The organism is Paenibacillus sp. sgz302190, from assembly GCF_059820445.1.
In genome coordinates, this window is record NZ_JBZYAO010000009.1 from 78,079 (window position 1) to 96,943 (window position 18,865).

Annotated in this window: 13 protein-coding genes and 2 riboswitches; of the genes, 1 reads left to right on the forward strand and 12 read right to left on the reverse strand. The window is 43.3% G+C overall.

Annotated elements, in window-relative coordinates; translation table 11 throughout:
• Positions 1-1,028: 1,028 nt before the first annotated feature.
• Together AC6RNO_RS12775 and AC6RNO_RS12780 are read right to left on the reverse strand one after the other, a co-directional pair.
• Positions 1,029-2,306, reverse strand: coding sequence for an S-layer homology domain-containing protein (locus AC6RNO_RS12775; protein ID WP_497105655.1), 1,278 nt, complete (start codon positions 2,304-2,306; stop codon positions 1,029-1,031).
• Between the two features lie 53 nt (positions 2,307-2,359).
• Positions 2,360-2,470: riboswitch (cyclic di-GMP riboswitch) on the reverse strand.
• Between the two features lie 304 nt (positions 2,471-2,774).
• Positions 2,775-3,173, reverse strand: a complete 399-nt coding sequence (locus AC6RNO_RS12780) for a UCP033725 family protein (protein WP_474681186.1) — start codon at positions 3,171-3,173, stop codon at positions 2,775-2,777.
• 275 nt (positions 3,174-3,448) lie between these two features.
• On the opposite strand from AC6RNO_RS12780, the gene nfi reads away from it, so the two are divergent.
• On the forward strand, positions 3,449-4,138 hold the full coding sequence (gene nfi, locus AC6RNO_RS12785) for a deoxyribonuclease V (RefSeq protein ID WP_474681187.1): 690 nt from the start codon (positions 3,449-3,451) through the stop codon (positions 4,136-4,138).
• Here the strand turns inward: nfi and AC6RNO_RS12790 are convergent.
• From AC6RNO_RS12790 to AC6RNO_RS12835, 10 genes are all read right to left on the reverse strand, one after another.
• The gene (locus tag AC6RNO_RS12790; RefSeq protein WP_497105656.1) at positions 4,109-4,537 is read right to left on the reverse strand and encodes a toxin-antitoxin system YwqK family antitoxin; all 429 of its coding nucleotides are present in this window, start codon (positions 4,535-4,537) and stop codon (positions 4,109-4,111) included. The two genes, nfi and AC6RNO_RS12790, sit on opposite strands and share 30 nt — an antisense overlap.
• Before the next feature lie 164 nt (positions 4,538-4,701).
• A complete protein-coding gene (locus AC6RNO_RS12795; RefSeq protein ID WP_474681189.1) occupies positions 4,702-5,061 on the reverse strand; it encodes an Imm3 family immunity protein in 360 nt (119 codons plus the stop codon).
• Positions 5,062-5,075: 14 nt separating this feature from the next.
• Positions 5,076-5,459: a deaminase domain-containing protein gene (locus AC6RNO_RS12800; protein ID WP_497105657.1), complete on the reverse strand. Its 384-nt coding sequence runs from the start codon at positions 5,457-5,459 to the stop codon at positions 5,076-5,078.
• Positions 5,460-5,879: 420 nt separating this feature from the next.
• Positions 5,880-6,248, reverse strand: a complete 369-nt coding sequence (locus tag AC6RNO_RS12805) for a hypothetical protein (RefSeq protein WP_474681191.1) — start codon at positions 6,246-6,248, stop codon at positions 5,880-5,882.
• Positions 6,249-6,262: 14 nt separating this feature from the next.
• Positions 6,263-11,938: an RHS repeat-associated core domain-containing protein gene (locus AC6RNO_RS12810; protein WP_497105658.1), complete on the reverse strand. Its 5,676-nt coding sequence runs from the start codon at positions 11,936-11,938 to the stop codon at positions 6,263-6,265.
• A gap of 354 nt (positions 11,939-12,292) precedes the next feature.
• A riboswitch (cyclic di-GMP riboswitch) is annotated at positions 12,293-12,403 on the reverse strand.
• A gap of 276 nt (positions 12,404-12,679) precedes the next feature.
• Complete coding sequence (locus AC6RNO_RS12815; RefSeq protein ID WP_497105659.1) at positions 12,680-13,375, reverse strand: DUF1961 family protein; 696 nt, start codon at positions 13,373-13,375, stop codon at positions 12,680-12,682.
• Between the two features lie 40 nt (positions 13,376-13,415).
• The gene (locus tag AC6RNO_RS12820; RefSeq protein WP_497105660.1) at positions 13,416-15,035 is read right to left on the reverse strand and encodes a sulfatase-like hydrolase/transferase; all 1,620 of its coding nucleotides are present in this window, start codon (positions 15,033-15,035) and stop codon (positions 13,416-13,418) included.
• The gene (locus tag AC6RNO_RS12825) at positions 15,032-16,234 is read right to left on the reverse strand and encodes an oligogalacturonate lyase family protein (RefSeq protein ID WP_497105661.1); all 1,203 of its coding nucleotides are present in this window, start codon (positions 16,232-16,234) and stop codon (positions 15,032-15,034) included. The genes AC6RNO_RS12820 and AC6RNO_RS12825 overlap by 4 nt, the downstream gene beginning before the upstream one ends.
• A gap of 93 nt (positions 16,235-16,327) precedes the next feature.
• Positions 16,328-17,884, reverse strand: coding sequence for an extracellular solute-binding protein (locus tag AC6RNO_RS12830; protein WP_488436371.1), 1,557 nt, complete (start codon positions 17,882-17,884; stop codon positions 16,328-16,330).
• A gap of 88 nt (positions 17,885-17,972) precedes the next feature.
• The gene (locus tag AC6RNO_RS12835) at positions 17,973-18,854 is read right to left on the reverse strand and encodes a carbohydrate ABC transporter permease (protein ID WP_488436370.1); all 882 of its coding nucleotides are present in this window, start codon (positions 18,852-18,854) and stop codon (positions 17,973-17,975) included.
• Positions 18,855-18,865: the final 11 nt, after the last annotated feature.

Below are 18,865 nucleotides of genomic sequence, written 5' to 3' on the forward strand. Positions count from 1 at the left end.
CGGATTGCTGGTCACATTCTCTGTTGTTGTGCCAGGTTTCGTAAGAGTCGCCGTAAGGGATTTGGACTTATTCGTAGATAGGTCCATACACCCAGGATTTGAAACGGTTAAGCCGCCCGATCCGTCTTTGTAATAAACCTTCAATTCTAAATCACGAAAAAACCATGACTCTCCAATAAAATCAATCTTCATCGGACTGTAGTAGTTATAAAAGAGTGCCCTTGGATCTGCAAAATGCCCGTTATCTGCTGGCACATAATCAAAGAGCTCCGTAAAAGTCACTCTAGCACTCTTATCTGTCTCCAAACTACCGGAGATATCGTAGATTTTTCCAGATGGTTCAGGCGTGAATGATCCATTGTTATCTACTGCAGGATTTTCCACGCTGTTAATTTGCACATAGTCAACAGGAACTATATTATTTGAATCGTTAGACATTTCCGTTGGCTTTGGAACCCTTCTAAAAGTATTCCATGGAGCTTTAGAAGGAATTTCGGGCAAACCATATGAATCATTAGGTATAGAAGAATCATTCGCGGCTCTGTTAGTATCCCCGTCATCATCAGCAAATGTCCAAGGCCAACCGAGAACCCAGTTAAAGTTTCGATTCCATTTAAACACACCGACAGGTGAACGCTTGTTCCTTGCATTAAAATCCGAATGATTTCCATATATTGCATCAGGATACTTATAAACAGTGCCACTTTCTAAGGTTAATTCATACCTTGCTGTATCTGTACCTGGATCGACTAATACAACTTTATCAATTTGTGCCGGATCGCCTCCGACATCAATTGTGGAAGAGCTTGGATTGAAATACTCTTGTGGCAGCCATTTCCCGGCGTACGAAATACCATCAATGGTAAAGTTATCGTTGTACCCCCCTGGCGCACTTAATGTTGCTGTGACCGTCGGAGGCGTGCCCGTAGCACTAACTTTGTCAGGGTAAATAATGATGGATAAGACATTGCCAAAAAACAATATCATGAAGAGGAATATACCTATCTTTTTTTTCATGTTAAGAACCCTTAATTTTGGTTGTAATTATAATCAGGAGCAGACAAAACAACCTCTACATACTTGCCTCCGAATTGTTGAGGTTGGCTAAACTCTAGGCCAATGTTTGGTATTTTTTTTTCGACAACTAGATTACCCTTTGGAATAACAAAGCCGTTAATATACTCCTGATCACGTAGATCTTCCCACTCATGCCCAGGATAGTTCATTTCAATTTGAAAATCCCCTTTTTTGGATTTTGAATATAGCTGCTCGCTTGCGTCAAGAATACTCGGATCATCGCTAGGAGTTTCAGAAACAAGTTTGGCAGTCATTCCGATTCCACTCTTGTAGTACAATGGTGTAATTCCGTATTTTTTTTCTAAAGTCAAGCGATTCATCGCAACAAGAACATATGCGCCACTGTTTATGTTCCTATATTTCCCATCCTTGTGACTTACCCATTGCAAATCATCGGGAATATAGCTGCGGAAAGGGTCGTTTGGATCATCAAGGTCAACGACAATGACTTCTTTTGCCGTTGACCTTACATTTCCATTATCAGAAGCGAAGTCCAACACATCGGGTTTAAACTCACGGATCGGTTTCCCAAAATATCGTGGGAGCATAGTCATGATATTTGTTCGATGCCATGTGACCTCTGCCCTCGAAACAGCATGTTTGTCAGATTTGAGTGTATTACCATTTTTAATATCAAGTATGCGCTCAATAATGGCCACCGCCTGTGCACGTGTCGTCGTTTTATCCTCCCCGAGCGTGCCGCTGTCGTCCAGACCGGCGATCAGCCCGGCTTTCGTCGCCAGGTACATCCACTTCTTGTCATCCGTGTTATTGTCGCCGGTAGCTGCGCGAACCGCTATGCGCGCCATTTCGTAGCGAGTCATCGGCGTATTCCAATCCCCGCTCGTAAAGTCACTCCATTGATGTATTCCCGCACTGACCGCCGCGTTAATGTACGGCAAGTACCAGTCATTTCCAGAGATAACGCCAGAAACCGAAAGTTGAAGTGTGGTATCGACCATTTTGATAAATTCGGCACGCGTCACTTGTTCGTTCGGTTTGAAAGAATGGTCTTGGTAACCTTCGACATAGCCTTTTTGAATGGCTCCAGCTATGGTTGCTTCCGCCCAATGCCCTTTCGTATCGCTGAAGCTGCCTGTGGATGCCGTACCGGCGGCATTTGTTGTTTTCGTGCCTGGCGTAGCGGCGGTTGAATCAGCTTGGACATCGGGAATTGAAGTCCCAAGTAGTGCAATAACCGCTAGCGATGTAATCAAATGAACTCTCATTTTTATACCTCCATAGTAAAAAATTTGCTTTTCAAAACAAAAAAACCAACGCCTTTGGCGGCCCGGCTGCCGTTTCTATAAGGAATGTCTGGCGACACACACCCCATAGAGTAGGCCCGTGGCTTTGCGTCCCTGTCTTTCGATCAGGTTTGCCTTTTCAATTTCACTTGGTCTTTCAGGTATTTAAAACTATAAAAATAGTTCATTAGATCTAATTAAAATCCCATATTAACCCATAATATAACATATTTCCACAAAAATTTTATAACTTGCACCAAACATGAGCATTGCCTTTACGAATTCCATCCATTGCCCCAAGGGAAAATACAGCGCCGCGCCGTTTTTACGATCATGACCTCCAGTCGCAAAAAACAAGGCCAATTACATCAAATTAGGGACAATATTTGACCAAATCCTGCTAATTTAGCAAATACTATGACTGCTACTTATCAATTTCTTATCATCGCCTCATGGTGCTGGAAACCCCCACATAGGCACTTTTACTTCATAGAATTTTTTGATATCACTTTTTTCTACCCACTTTTCGTATTCAAAACGATCCACTTCTACAAATTCATACTTTTTTATAATGTCTGGTCCATGCATACCACTGCCCAACAATAACCTGTTGGAGTCTTCTTGAAAAACAGGAAATTCAAGACCATCGAATATCACAGCATTTCTTACATCGTATATCGACTGAATCTCGTTTTTTTCGACACGTTTACAATAATGTCCCGTACTATCAAGAGTAAAACCTAAGCTACTCTCAACATGTTCTTTTGTGAACAATTCATAATCGTTCGGATTGTGTTCGATAACTTCGTACTCTCGCCCTTGATATAACGCCCAAATACCATTTCGCATAAAAACACCTCCGATTTTAAGTTCAATTTCCGAAGCATAAGCTCTTTCATCTGTGACATATACGATCCATTGATTACCTTAAACCTTAATTCCTACTTCATTTTCTCTTAATGGATGTTCATCAAACCAATTGAATCGTTCTAACATCTCTATTTCAATTATGTCCTTTGCTTCCTGCTCTGTCATGTTTCCAGCCTCCTTTTCATCCGAAACATGGTAAACTCCTCGTATGAGAAGACGATAATCTTTTAATATACAAATAAAAGGTGGTTTCAATGGAGCCAATATTCATTCATCCGTGGGAATTAAGCGAAGAAGAGGTAATTTCCATACAAAATAATTTAGCTGAAAAGGTCATTAAAAAAGACCAATATGATGAAGTAAAATATGTTGCCGGAGTTGATGTAGCTTATTGCAAACGAAGTGATATTTTAATTGCAGCATTAGTCATTTTGGAGTCGACATCATTAAAACTAGTGGAATCAGTAGTAATTGAAGATACAGTTCGATTTCCATATATCCCCGGATTATTTTCATTCAGGGAGTTACCCCCAATCATTAAGGCGTTTAAGCAAATAAAAATAAAGCCAAATTTAATTGTTTGTGATGGTCAGGGTATCGCACATCCTAGAAGAATTGGGTTAGCTAGTCACTTAGGAGTTCTTTTCGATATACCGACTATTGGTTGTGGCAAAACTAGATTATTAGGCACTTTCGAAGAACCTAAACTTCACAGAGTGTCGTGTTCACCACTAATCGAGAACAATGAGGTAGTTGGAAATGTACTAGGAACTCTGGACAATATTAAGCCTGTTTTCGTGTCAATCGGTCCCCGAATTTCTTTAACCACAGCATGTGAATGGATATTAAAAATTTCACCTAAACATCGTTTACCCGAAACGACTCGACAAGCTGACCATCTTGTTAAAATTGCTTTAAACAAGATCAAATTGGGTTGGTTCTGATTTTTCTTTTATTAATTCCCCTTTTTCATTCCATTCTCTATAGGTAATTTTAAAGCCATAAAGAGATTCTGCGATTGATCTAATAGATCCATCCTCATACCAAGAAAAAGATTTTCCAGCAATAGCTCCCTTGCTCATACATCTAAAGCCTTCTATTTTGCCACTTTCATAAAATGTAACATAATCGCCTTCAGGTACACCATTCACATAGTAACAATAATGAGCTAAGTTCCCAGTACTATACTTTTCATAAACAAGACCTGTTATTGGTTTTCCTCCATCTTCCATAGGTTTATCAAAAACTTGATCACCAAACTCTCCAGAAAAACAAACATCACCTATAAATTCTATCCCGTTTAAAAGAATTTCTTCTGCCGCTAGAATATTTAGTTCCTCCATATTATATAAGCCCCCTTTTTCCGTTCGTGAATCATCGCTGCTCTTTCGGGCAGGCCTCAAAATGTATCAACTCATGAAAAAAAGAAGACCACAATACAGGTGGCTAGCTCGCATTGTGGCACTGTTCGTTGCTTGGTAATTTACACAAAATTACTGATAGATCATTACAAATCTAGATTTTCATCCTCTATGACCAACCTAACATTTTCCAAGTACCGTTCCCTGATATTAAGTTCAGAAGAATCAATGTTTTCTTTTTTCCAGATGCTTATCAATCTCTTATCCTCAATAATTTCTAATGCATTTTTAACAATATGTTCTCTAATGCAATTATTACGCACGCAAATTTCTGCCAATATTACAGTGAACAACCAATTTATTTCCTCATAGTCGTCTGTTTGGTTTTCATACTCTACGACCAATCTTGAAATTGCTTGACCTGGGGATAATCCATCAGAGATAAAACTCGTGTAATCTTTCGGGACATACTCCATCAATTCATCATATGTTAATTCTTCTACCATATTCTACCTTCCACCTATCTCTTTAATTCTCTTATATAATACACATAAATCTCTATATCTGGGAACATCTCTTTGAATTTTAAAATAATTGGACTACAGCTAGCACACGGCTCTCTATCAGTATAAAGGTCAATTCTCCCTTTTCTCTCCCTTGGTTCAAGCTTTTTCAGCTCGTCAGTAATATCTTCCAAAATTTTAAATTCTGTATCCCATTTTCTTGTATAAGCACCTTCTCCATCAATGACATCTAAATCGTTAACATCTCGTGGTGTAAAATTCCAGTCCTTCTCATCTTTAAGAGTCGAGAAACCTTGTGCATCACCTGCATCACTTACAGCGTTTACACGACTAGAAGATTTATACTCAGATCTTAATCCTTTTATCTCTACTTTTGCCAAACCAAAAATCGATTTTTTTCAATTTTTTCCAAAAAACATATCATTCATATGGCATAGTTTCATCTTCCAATAACAACTCTTGCAATTCTTCTCTTGTCATTTCAATAACACTCCCTTTAATCAAATATTTCCCTGATATATCCTTCTTTTAAATAATATGCTTATTCCTAACCTATGATTCAAGTTGGAATAAACCTTTGAAAGTTTATCAATCATGTTTGTCAAACTTTCTAAGAGTTTGCTTTGTTGGCTGTATTATGCGACCTTGCAATCACGATATAAACCCGTGTATTTTAATTACATTGTTTGAGCTGAGTTTATACGGGGCCATACCGACTGGATAACCCCAGCCCAAAAAAGAAACCTTGAAAGGCACGAAGCCAGTCAAGGTAAGTTATAATACACTATCCGTTTCGGTATTTATTTCACCAAGAAAATCTGGCCATCATGGTTGCAAACAATAATTTTTGAATAATCCTTAGATGCAGTTATCACGTCCAGCCCTTCCTCCCTATCAGGATTGATTCTATCTTTAAGAAATGCAATTACGTTTGTCTTACTCGTTAAAAACAACTTATCCTGATAGTCATGAATTGGGTGCTTGTAAAATAGATAGTACTCTTCTCCAGTAGAAAGTGCATCAGTATCATAAACTTGATTATCTACCCGCACCCAGTTTTTAATATTTTCCCCTGGTTCTATATTTTCGGGGTTGATTTGTTGCAATAACTCTTTCATTATTTGTTTTGCTTCATTTTGATTCACTCGACTTCCAGGGAAAACTTCCATTTTTATTATCCCTCCTAATTAGGTTCGCTATAAAAAATATGACCTTTACCAGAGTTACTAGAATGCCAATCCTTCCACTTTATGTGTGGGAGGTCATTATGGGGGGCATTTTGGGTGTGCTTTTCGTTTGGATGTCTTTCATAACCCTTATCATATTTTTTAGTAGAATATTGTTTATATCTATTCATGTTACCTCTGCCTTCTTGCAATAATACTTTTGCTTCAGACGCAGATTCAACCCTAAAGTTTGAAGATCCACCCTCATTTAATTTTTTAACTGCATTGCCCCACTCTTTACTTCCTCTAGTTATAGCGGGCATTTCAGTTGCCTTAACATCTTTACCCATCCCCTCAATTTTTCTGGCAATAGACTGCTGAGCCCGATAGGCAAGACGGGCATCTGCAACAGCTTCGCCACCCAAGGGAATAGCTGCCAATAAAGATAAACCGGCATTAACTGTATCCCCCTCATAACTATAAAGAAGGAAATTTGCGCCTTCCGAGAATATATCTACTCCCGGTATATTCCCAGCTATATCAAGGGCTGTATGCACCCAACTGCTCCAATCATCCCCATCCCTGCTCAATCCAAAAGGATCTACATAAGAAACAGGATTTCCATTCACATAAGCATAGCGGTTTAGCGTCTGCCCATTTTCAATACTACCAATCAGAACATCACGATTCAAGAACCGTTTAATTTCAGGATTGTAGTACCTAGCTCGCATATAATACAACCCATTACTGTCAGTCATCACACCGTCTCGTCCATTATACATAAAAGGAGTCATGGATGTCCCAATGTGATAAGTCAAATTCCCATAAAAATCATATCCAATACGATCTGTAATGTGCCCACTCTCGTCAGTAAGAACGGTCGTACTCCCTCTTCGATCATAATGGTGTATCGATAGATTCCCTTCCACATCTTCCTTACTTATTAAGCCAAGACCATAGACATAATACGCTTTAGGTACACCTGCCGCATCCGTTTCCATCAACACTTGGCTTAAGGAAGTATTAGGATTAATGACAAAACGAGTAGTTACCCCATTTTCAATCTTGGATACACGGTGGTTTTCCGCATCATACCCATAGTTTGCGTTCCCCGCACGGATAAGTCGATTCTGCGAATCATATTGGAATGTCAGCATTTGACCGTTTAAAGGCCCGTTGGTCATGTTTCCATCTGCATCATAATTTACAGGATTCCCGTTAAACTGAGCTAATCTATTATCAGCGGTATAAGACATATTTACATTTTGAATAACGGTCTGCGCGCTTCCAGGCTGGTATACATTCTGGAAAACAGTTAAATTCCCGGCCGGATCGTATGAATAGGATTGGCCATATACTGCATCAGCAATACCTACATTAGTTAACCTACCCAATACATCGTATGCATAGTTATAAACCTCATTCGTGACGCTGTTTCTTTCTGATAAAACTAAATGGTTGTTATCATAGGTATAGCTGTAATGATTGATAGCACTACCAAATCGATCAGTGTCATTCGTCTCAATCAGTTGTCCTGCTTTATCGTATAAGTTCATTTCTGTAGAACCATCGGGACGAATTGTCTTACTTAGTCGGCCATTTACATCGTAAACGTATTGGGTATGACGGCTTCTCCAGTCTGTTACCTGGACAAGTCGATTTGTCGAATCGTACTCATAGGTGACCACTTTACCATCAGGATAAGTTAACGTTTTTAAATTTCCATTAGCATCATAACTATATTGAATTGTATTGCCAAATACATCTTTGTAGCTTGTCAAATGATTCAATGAGTCATACTGTCTGCTAATAGTTCCATTACCATCTGTAGTAATTAGTGGGTTACCATTTGCATCATATGTTTGTGTAACAGTACCTTCCGGATTTGTAAAACTGATCTGTCTTCCAGCAGCATCATATTGATATGTGGTTTCTTGGCCGCGACCATTAACTATACTTACAAGTTGTCCTTGAGTGTCATATTTATACTTTATCGTCGAGCCAGATGATGTCGTGATTGAAACTATTCTTCCTGCAGAATCATAAGTAAAACTGGTATTATTATTGTTTGCATCTCCAATAGTTGTACGGTTTCCATCGGTATCATAACTTTGCTGGTTATTCCCACCAAGTGTATCGCGAGTTGAAATTAGTCGATTAACAACATCATATTTCATCGTTGTCGAACGACCAAATGCATCAATAACTTGAGTCACTCTATTCAAACTATCATATTTTTGGGTTGTAACGTTGCCCAATGCATCAGTAATAGAAATCGGATTATTTACTGCATCAAAAGAATAAGTTTCAATTGTATCCCCATTTCCATCCGTTTTTCCGATTACATTACCCACTGTATCATATTGCGTACCAAAAGAATTTCCCTTCGGATCAGTTACACTGGTTAAACGTCCTTTAGAATCTCGGTGGAAATAAGTTGTATTACCATTGGCATCTATCACTGAAGCTAGTCGATCTTCTCCGTCATATTTATAGGTAATACTTTGATTTAACGCATTAGTCTCTGACAGGAGATTACCGTTTGCATCGTAGTTGTATTTGGTTAAACTCCCTTTGGGATCAGTTTTAGTAACTTTATCACCGTGACTATTGTAGGTATATTTAAAAGTATTACCTAAACTGTCTGTCTGAGTTAATATATGACCAGCCGCATCATATGTATACGAATCAGAAATGTCCCCTTTCTTTTTCTTAACAATTCTGCCGATGTTGTCATATTGATAATTGGTTACTACACCAGTAGGATCGGTTTTTTTTACAAGATTGCCTTGTGCATACTCATACAATGTCTTGGCTTTCAAAGGTGTTGTTACTGATTTCAACAAACCGTCGCTATTATACTCATTTGTGGTACTATTGCCCAACGAGTCCTTCACATTTAAAATGTTATTGTTACTATCGTAGGTGTATGTGGTTGTGTTCCCTTGAGCATTTTGTACAGAAAGTAAATTGTTTTTGGAGTCATACGTCATGATAGTTAGATTGCCATTTGCATCAACCGAATTTATCAAATTACCTTTGGAATCATACACATACCTCGAAAAATCCCCATTAAAATCTCTTTCGCCCGTACGATTCCCATTTTGATCATATGAGTATGTTTTGATATTTCCCATTTCATCTGTTAACTGTATTAGCTCATAAAAACCATTATGGGTTACTGCATGTTTCTGACCATTACGATCCGTTATCGTAGTAATTATATTTCCAGGCAAACTTGTTTCATCATAGTTGAATAGAGTAGCTGGATGATTCGCCAAAGCATCTTTTTGTGAGATTACTCTGCCTCTATCATCATAAGTATTTATGAAGGAAACAATCCCATCTGAATCCGTTACAGTCAATACTCGCCCATTACTATCATACGTATAATTTGTAGGATTTCCATTTGCATCTACGATGGACGTTAAGTTTTGATTAGCATCGTAGGTAATAGATATTTCACGATTCACTACATCTTTAATTCGATTCATTAACCCATTTGTATTATAAAAAAATTGAAGGGCTTGTCCTGAAACAGGTTCATTCACAGTAATTAATCGGCCTGCATTATCATAACTAAATTGATAAGTTTGTCCATGACCATTCAATAATTTTGTGACTTGACCGGTAGGGTTAAACAGATATGTGGTTTGATCCCTGAGGGTTAAAGTATAGCTTCCATCGCTATTTTGAACTAGATTATCATAATTGACGCTCAAGTCTGAGCTGGTGTATTGTCCGCTACTATTTCTCGCAAAAGTATTCTGACGGTTTGCATTCCAATGAACAATGATATTTCCGCTTGATTGCTTTTCCAAATATGTTTCAAAGTCATGGCTCCAACCTTTTCCTAATGGGCCAACATTAAGTAAAAGGGAATTGTAGTGAGTATTGAAGCTGAGTGGAAGTTCTCCATTTACCGTAAGCAACGATCTTGTAATCTCGTGCGCTCCAGTTGCCGTGTTTACTGGGTCAGCTTCAAATGTTTGTTCGTCCATTATTCTGGAATCTAAAGTTTGTATCTTGGAAATTGCATTACCTCCAGAGAGATTTATTTCTGGAACTCTAGAGAAATTGCCAGTACCCAAATTAAAACTTCCTACATAACAATTTGGGTGTTGTTGAACAGTGCTTCCCGATGGTGCCAAATACAAGTCTATACTGCTGGTATAATGTGACGGGTCAGTTGAACTGATTTGAAATACCAATTGTGTGCTGGAACTAGAGATAACAGTGATTCCCACATTATTATCCTTGTAGCCAATCTGTTTTCCACTCGGATTACGTGGATCATTACTCTCTACCAACATGAAATTTCTATATCCATACCCACCGTATCTCATGCTTACCCAATATTCTAAGGGAGGCAAATTATTTCCAGTAACTGTAAACGTGGGATTAAAATACATGTCACCATAATTTGCAGTTATTGAAGTCACTTTTATTGTGTTGGGAGCTAATGTACCCAAATTAAAACTTCCTACATAAAAGCTCGGATGTTTTTGAACAGTACTTCCCGACGGTGCTAAATACAAATCTATACTGCTGGTATAATGTGACGGATCAGTTGAACTGATTTGAAATACCAATTGTGTGCTGGAACTAGAGATTACAGTTATTCCTACGTTACTATCTTTGTAACCAATCTGTTTTCCACTCGGATCACGTGGATCATTACTCTCTACCAACATGAAATTTCTATACCCTTCACCACCGAATCTCATATATGTCATATACTCCAAGGGGGGCAAGTTAGTTCCGGTAATGGTAAACGTGGGGTTAAAATACATGTCACCATAGTTTGCAGTTATTGAGGTTACTTTTATTGTGTTGGGAGATAATGTGCTCAAATTAAAGCTTCCTACATAAAAGCTCGGATGTTTTTGAACAGTACTTCCCGATGGTGCTAAATACAAATCTATACTGCTGGTATAATGTGATGGGTCAGTTGAACTGATTTGAAATACTAATTGTGTGCTGGAACTAGAGATTACAGTTATTCCTACGTTACTATCTTTGTAACCAATCTGTTTTCCACTCGGATCACGTGGATCATTACTCTCTACCAACATGAAATTTCTATACCCTTCACCACCGAATCTCATATATGTCATATACTCCAAGGGGGGCAAGTTAGTTCCGGTAATGGTAAACGTGGGGTTAAAATACATGTCACCATAGTTTGCAGTTATTGAGGTTACTTTTATTGTATTGGGAGCTAATGTACTCAAATTAAAGCTTCCTACATAAAAACTTGGATGTTGTTGAACAGTACTTCCCGATGGTGCTAAATACAAATCTATATTACTGGTATAGTGTGATGGGGTTGTTGCACTGATTTGAAATACCATTTGTGTGCTGGAACTAGAGATAACGTTTATTCCTACATTATTATCCTTGTAACCAATCTGTATTCCACTCGGATTACGTGCATCATTACTCTCTACCAACATGAAATTTCTATATCCATATCCACCGTAACTCATGCTTGTCTTGTATTCCAAGGAAGGCAAATTAGTTCCGGTAACGGTAAATGTAGGGTTGAAATACATATCACCATAATTTGCAGTTATTGAAGTTACTTTTATTGTGTTGGAAGTATCCGCCGCATAAATGGTATTATCAACATCTTTGAACAATATGGAGAATAATATTGTTAATATTAGTAATAATGAAGTAATCTTTTTCAAAAATAACTCACCTCAAGTAATATAAAATAAGAATTCAATAAACGGTTAAGCTAATCAAGTGATATTATCACCAAAAAATTGCAAACAGTCAGCATTCAAAATAATAGCGCCTTACATTGTTGAATTTTAACCTAATACCTACGGATTAGCCCCCTTCCTCTCTTATCTTTATGCCGATTTTGAAGTCCGATTGGAACTGATCAGAACCGTAACTATATCGATTATCAACTTAAAAATTTCGTTTCAAAGCCTCCTTTCGGAAATAATTCTTGGTGATCTCTGGTAAAAGAAGGTCGGCATCTCGCATGTCATCTCGCTTTCTGAGCTGCTTTCAACAACAAAAAACCAACCGCTTGTGGTAACCCGGCGGCCGTTTCTCCAGAGATGTCTTGCGACATGCATCCCGGAAAAGTAGGTCCGTGGCTTTGCGTCCTTGTCTTTCGAGCAAGTTTGCCTTTTCATTTTCACTTGGTTCATAGGTAGACGAATCTATAAAAAATAGTACATTCGATCCATAACTCTATCCATAATAACCCATACTCTTGTTGACTATCAATATAAATTTCAATTTTTATCCAAAGTATGCGAAATTTCGCGAAAAATCGCCACTGAAACGATTTCTCCCCACCCCGTTCCTTTCCTCAAGGGTTGCTGAACTGAAGCGGGGCACAAGGTCGCTTGGCAACAAAAAGGCAGGCTCCCGATACGATCCGTCGGCAGCCTGCGACCCGTTCGAACGCGCTAATTGGAACCTTTTTCTCTCACCCGATGCACCTGCAGGTTGCGGTATTCGGCGATGAGCGGGGCCATTTGGCGAAACCCGATCCGCCCTTGGCCGAGGATAGGGCCGTAAGTCGTACCGTCATCCTTCCATTTAAGCACCAAAAGATCGTTGATGGCGAACAGCACCTCCCCGCCATGAACGAGCACGCGCATGCGATACGGCCCTCTCGCGTCGAGCACGGGCGGCAGCGGATCGGCCCCTTGCGCGGCCAGATGAAAACCGTAACTTTTTCTTAAGTTACAGGTATGAAAAGAGCGCTCCTCCTCCCATAATCTGCGGTAATAGGAGATGTGATAAGCATTGATGTCCCCGTGGTGGTACTGGTCATAGACGCCTACCCGCCGCTCGAGCCCGGGGTCGAACATATCTTTGCCGCTGCGGCCTGCCGCGCTGAAAAAAAGAATGCAAAGCCCCGGCTCCTTGACCGGCCAAAAATCCCAACTGATCGACAAGCCGTCCGGAAACGTCTCCGGGCACCAGAGCACAAAATTGGCTCTCTGCCCTTCACCGGCATCCAGGGCATTCTCCATCCGCATCCTGCCCTGGGGAAAAGATATATTCGCACTTCCTTCCAGGCGAAAATCCGCAATATCCGCCGGTGAAGCAAGCGGGTTCTCATACAGCGTCTCCACGATTTCATATTGTTCGAACAAAGCATCTACCTCCTGCACTCAAAATCGAAACCCCGGCCCCTCACGAATCCTTCGGGCCTAAAGACCTTATAACGTCGCTCCAATCGCCGCCCAACGCTTGCCAGAACCAGGACCTCCGCCCTTCCGGCAGCAGCGAGGGCGGGATTCTGGAATCCCACGGCATACGCGAGAACGGCCGCGGATTCAATGAAGGGGCCTGCGCTTGATAAGGGATCGCCTTCAACTCCCGGCCTGTTTCATCGAGCGCGATTTCAGGATTGCCGTAGCTGCGGATCCACTGGACCGCCGCTGCCCGATGCTCTCTTTTCACATGCTCAAAAAGCGGATCCTCCGCCAAATCGACAAGCTCGTGCGGATCATTCGCGAGATGATACAGCTCTTCGTAACCGCCGTTTTGGTAATACAAATATTTCCATTCCTTACTGCGGATATGAAGCATATAGTTGGGCGGCACGTAAAACTCGGAGCAGACGAAATCCCGGCGAACGGAAGCCGGTTCCGCCAGCAGCTTCAACAGATCCACTCCGGGGCGGCCGTCGTCTTCGCGGTGCCCGCTTGCCCGGTTCACGAAAGTAGGAAAAATGTCCAGCAGAGTCGTCAACTCGGCGCAGCGGGTGCCGGGTGCGATCACGCCGGGCCACCGGGCGATCATCGGGATGTGGAGGCTGCCCTCATACCCGAAGTTTTTGAACCATAATCGATGGTCGCCAAGCAGTTCCCCATGGTCCGAAGTAAACAGAACGAGCGTATTGTCAGCCAGCCCCTCTTCATCCAGCGTTCTCATGATTCTGCCGATCTGCTCGTCGATGAACGTAATATTCGCGTAATAATACGCCCTGTTTCTAAGCAGCGCCCGCTCCGAATACAGATCGGCTTCCATCGCTTGGCGGTGCGATTCGATGTACGGATTTTTGGAGGTACCGTCATTGTCCGACACCCAAGGTTTCGGCAAATTCTCCGGGTCGTACAGACCGGTCAAATGCTGCGGGCAATCGAAAGGAGCGTGAGGCTTGACGAACGATGTCCATAAAAAAAACGGCTTGTCCGCGGGTCTTTCGTTTTTCAGCCAATGTACCGTCCGATCCCCGCACCACTGCGTGATATGGAGCTCCTTGGGCAGCCCGTTCACAAGCGGCTTCAATTCGTTATAGCCGATTTCCGGCGGCTTCTCCCAGCCCCAGGCGCCGTGCTCGATCAAGTACCGGTCGTAGTCGTCGAAACGAACGTCTTCCACGCGCTCCACGGTGCGCACCCCCCTCATCTCCTCCGACAAAATGAGATGTTCCATGCCGTACGTCTGCCCTTCCGGCGTAAAATGCATCTTCCCGATCGCCTGGCTGAAATAGCCGGCTTTGGCCAAATAAGCCGCGATCGACTCATCGTCGGCAACAGCCGGAGCAGATTCGTTATCGAAGACGTTCGTCTTTCCCGCAGCGAATCCGGTCATTACGCTTGCCCGCGCCGGGGCGCAAAGGGGGCAAGGGGTGACCGCATGCTCGAATACGGCCCCCTCGCTCGCCAGCCGGTCCAAATTCGGCGTTCGTATCGCGGTATTGCCGTATGCCCCTAACGTATCCCAGCGCTGCTGGTCGGTGAAGATGAGCAGCAAGTTCGGTTTGTCGCTTTTCTGTTTCACGCTTTTCGTTTTCGCGCTCATCATGGCTTTACCGGCATTTCGGGGAGGGATTCGAACTCCGGAATATCGGCTATGTACAAATTGCCGTACCCCGACATATCGCTTGTAAACAGCACCTGCCTGCCGTCCGGGCTTAGCCTCGGATGAACGTGAAGATTTTGTGTGTGGAAGCTTCCCCTGTGCTTGCACAGAATGCGCGGGCCTTTGAACCCGGAACCGTCGTTTCGCCACACCTGCAGCGTATCCTGGAACTGGTCGCCGTGATAAGCGTTCGTCTGCTGGCCGTCGCCGATGACAAGGGACAAATCGTTGGAGTGCACATGCATATTTTGAAAAGGAAACTTGTACTGCTCGGCGCCGCTGTTGTCGTACTTGACGGCCCCGATAATTTTCCCGGTATGATCGTCAAGCGAATTGGTAAAACCGTGGTAACCGATATGAACACCGTCCGCCAGCCAATATTCATGCCCGACATATTCATTCGGCAGCGTTTCCTTCACCTTCCAATACCGCCCGGTCGCGATATCCAGTACCCAAATCCGATGATCGATCTGCTCCCAGGGCCCTTCGTGGCAAAAAGTCAGCAAATTCGCTTGCGTCGGCGACGTATTGATATGGCCGATCCACAGCTTATCTTCATGAAGCCTGTTCACCTTCCCATCCGCGGGTGAAACCGCCATAATCATGCTGTGCGGCTTCGCGCGGAAATACGCTTCAAAGCCGAGGTAACCGTTCTTCGTATCCAGCGCGATCCGGTCCGTCAAATCCTCGTTCAGCCCGAAGCACAACCACCGCCCGTCCGCGGTGCAGCTCATGCTGCCGAATCTGTAGTTCGCGGGAATCGTAAAAAGAATCCGCTCTTCCAACGTTTCCAGATCGATGGCGCGAATCGAATTGTCATAGTAAAAGTACGCTTCATGGCCGTCAGGATGAAGAAAAGCGCCTTGAATCCGGGATTCGCGGCCGCGCTCCAAGTCCGTTAATTGAGTCATGGCGCCGCTGTGCAGATCCATGCTGTACAGATTGGCGGCATTCCCGCGGTCCGAGCCGAAGATCAGCTTGCCGTTGCCATAAAAGCCGTTGTTCGTAAAATAAATATGGTAGCTGTGCGAATTGTGATTCGTCAGCTGTGTGACGGTTGCACCCGTGATCAAATCCGTAAAACTGCGCCGTTCGGACGGCCAAACCGTTCCTTTGGTGCCTCCGGTGTTTACCGCTGCCATTGCCATCGCGCTCCTTTGGTTTGCACGGTGAAAGTCCGGCCACATACGGATGACCGGACCTTCGCCGCGAGGAATTGTTCCATTCGCTGTATGCTATTTGCCTGCCTTGGAAGCGGCGTAGGCATCGTTTATTTCTTTTGTATACGCATCGCCGCCGTTCTTTTTCCACAACTCCATTTCGGCTTTAAAGCCGGCCTCATCGATTTTGCCTACGATAAATTTGGTTCGCGCGTCTTCGACGGCCTGATCCAACTGCGTGCCCTTTTGCGTGTAGGTGGCGGTTGTAAACGGTTCGGCGGGATTGGTGACGATAATTTTTTCATTCGCTTTTTGCACGTCGTTCGACTTCTGGCGAAGCGGTGTGGACGGTTTGAACATGTCCGGTATCATGTACGGAATCGAAGACAAAATTTGCGAGATGCCTTTGTTGTTAATATCCGGCGTCATCGGGTCGGTTTGCAAAATAAGCGTAACCAGCTTGCCGTCCTCCACTTTGTAATGAACGCCTTCGATACCGTAGTTGATCAACGCCTGCATCTCTTTGTCGTTCGTTTTGTCCAGGAACGTAAGCACCTTTTTGAGGTCGGCCTCGGTTTTTACGGCGGATTTGGAAATGAGGAACATCCCGTTGTGCCCAGCCGTCGGTAAATTGTGCAGCCCGCTCGGACCGCTTACGGCGCCGATGATGTCGATGCTGGCTTTGGGGTTGATCTGCTTCATTTTCTCATCGATTTGATAGGAGCGCTCCGTAACGTCAATCGCTACGCCGGCCTGGCTGTTAATGATCGGATCGTTCCATTTGGCCGAATCGTATACCGCAAAATCCGGATTGATCAGCTTCTCGTCATACAGCTTTTTGAAAAATTTGAGCGCTTCCATATATTCCGGCGTCAACTGGGCGGGAACCAGCTTGCCGTCTTTTTCGCCCCATTTGTTCGGAGCGCCGAACCAGGTTTGCATAATGTCCCACGGTCCGCCGTATTTGGTCACGACCATCCCGTAAGTGTCGTTTTTGCCGTTTTTATCCGGATCGTTGTTGGTGAACGCTTTGAGCATCGCGTAAAATTCGTCGATCGTCTTCGGTTCCTGCATGCCGAGATTGTCAAGCCAATCCTTCCGGTAGCTGATACCCATCCGTCCGATCGGCCGGGATACGTAAAGACCGTAATATTTGCCGTTGACCGAAGTGTTGTTCAGCACAGTCGGATTCGCCTGCTTCAAATTCGGATAATCTTTCAGATACGGGCCGATTTCCCAGAAAGCGCCTCCGTTGATCGCATTGGCGACAGCCGATACTTTGGCATTGTTCACAAACACAAGCGTAGGCAAAGTTCCGGAAGCAAGGGCGATGTTCAGTTTATCGCTGTAGCTCGTATCGGGAGTAAACTGCAAGTCCAGCTTTGTATTCGTATATTCTTCGATTTTTTTCCATACTTTGCTTTCGGGGGTTGCGATATCATTGTTGTAACTTTTCAGCATGATACTGATTTTGAACGGCGCTTCCTTGGCGGTCGCCCCTCCGGCCGTCGTCTTCGGCGCATCCGCCGCATTAGGCTTCGCAGTGTCGGAGCCGCACCCCGTGATAGCGCTTGCGGTTACGAGCGCGCTCGTCAGTACAAACCATGTTTTTTTCGTATTTTTCCAACTCATGTTCTTTTCCTCCCCTTGATGATCGGTTTACTGGTTTATGATGAAGCATGCACCCGTTTTCCAACCGGCGCTGCGACAACCCGTTCGCTTACCCTTTGACCGCGCCGATTAAAACGCCTTTGGCAAAATATTTTTGAATGAACGGATACACGAGTAAAATCGGCAGCGTACCCACGACGATGATCGCCATTTTAATCGACTGGTCCGGCGGTTTGACATAGGTCGGGTCGTAGGTTCCCATTTCCAGCGCCCCCGTCGCCATCAGTACGATTTGCCGCAGCAGCACCTGCATCGGCCACATTTTGGCATCCGATAAATAGATCAGCGCATTGAAGAAATCGTTCCAGTGGGCGACCGCGTAGAAAAGCCCGAATGTAGCGATAACCGGTTTGGAAAGCGGCAAAACGATTCGCCACAGCACGCCGATATCGTTGCTTCCGTCAATGCGCGCCGATTCGATCAATTCGTTAGGAATTTCCTGAAAAAACGATTTGACGACGATCAGGTTAAAAGCGTTGATCGCGACGGGCAGCATGACGGCCAGGTACGAGTTCAGCAGTCCCAAGCTTTTTACAACCAAATAAGTAGGAATAATCCCGCCGCTGAACATCATCGTGAAAATAATCATGTTCAACACGGCGTTTCGCCCGACCATGTGCCGCCGCGATAAAGCGTACGCCATCGTAAAGGTGAAAAACAGATTAACGAGCGTTCCCCCGACGGTAACAAATAACGATACCAATAAGCTCCTTGGCAATGCGTTATCTTTAAAAACAAACTTGTAAGCGTCGAACGTAATGTGTTTCGGAATCAGGAAAAAGGATCTGGCCCCGATCTCAAGATCGCTGGCGAACGATCCCGCGACAATATACAAAACCGGAAGCAGCATGGCAAGGGCGACGACTGCCAGAAACACATGGTTGAAAATATCGAAGCATTTTTCGCCCAGCGATTGGTGCCGATAGTTCATCGTTCTCCTCC

Bases quoted from the DNA above. Each gene is read 5' to 3' on its own strand.
- AC6RNO_RS12775 (WP_497105655.1), bottom strand. From the start codon at position 2,306: ATGAGAGTTCATTTGATTACATCGCTAGCGGTTATTGCACTACTTGGG.
- AC6RNO_RS12825 (WP_497105661.1), bottom strand. From the start codon at position 16,234: ATGGCAGCGGTAAACACCGGAGGCACCAAAGGAACGGTTTGGCCGTCC.
- AC6RNO_RS12830 (WP_488436371.1), bottom strand. From the start codon at position 17,884: ATGAGTTGGAAAAATACGAAAAAAACATGGTTTGTACTGACGAGCGCG.
- AC6RNO_RS12805 (WP_474681191.1), bottom strand. From the start codon at position 6,248: ATGGAAGTTTTCCCTGGAAGTCGAGTGAATCAAAATGAAGCAAAACAA.
- AC6RNO_RS12790 (WP_497105656.1), bottom strand. From the start codon at position 4,537: ATGGAGGAACTAAATATTCTAGCGGCAGAAGAAATTCTTTTAAACGGG.
- AC6RNO_RS12795 (WP_474681189.1), bottom strand. From the start codon at position 5,061: ATGGTAGAAGAATTAACATATGATGAATTGATGGAGTATGTCCCGAAA.
- AC6RNO_RS12820 (WP_497105660.1), bottom strand. From the start codon at position 15,035: ATGATGAGCGCGAAAACGAAAAGCGTGAAACAGAAAAGCGACAAACCG.
- nfi (WP_474681187.1), top strand. From the start codon at position 3,449: ATGGAGCCAATATTCATTCATCCGTGGGAATTAAGCGAAGAAGAGGTA.
- AC6RNO_RS12835 (WP_488436370.1), bottom strand. From the start codon at position 18,854: ATGAACTATCGGCACCAATCGCTGGGCGAAAAATGCTTCGATATTTTC.
- AC6RNO_RS12780 (WP_474681186.1), bottom strand. From the start codon at position 3,173: ATGCGAAATGGTATTTGGGCGTTATATCAAGGGCGAGAGTACGAAGTT.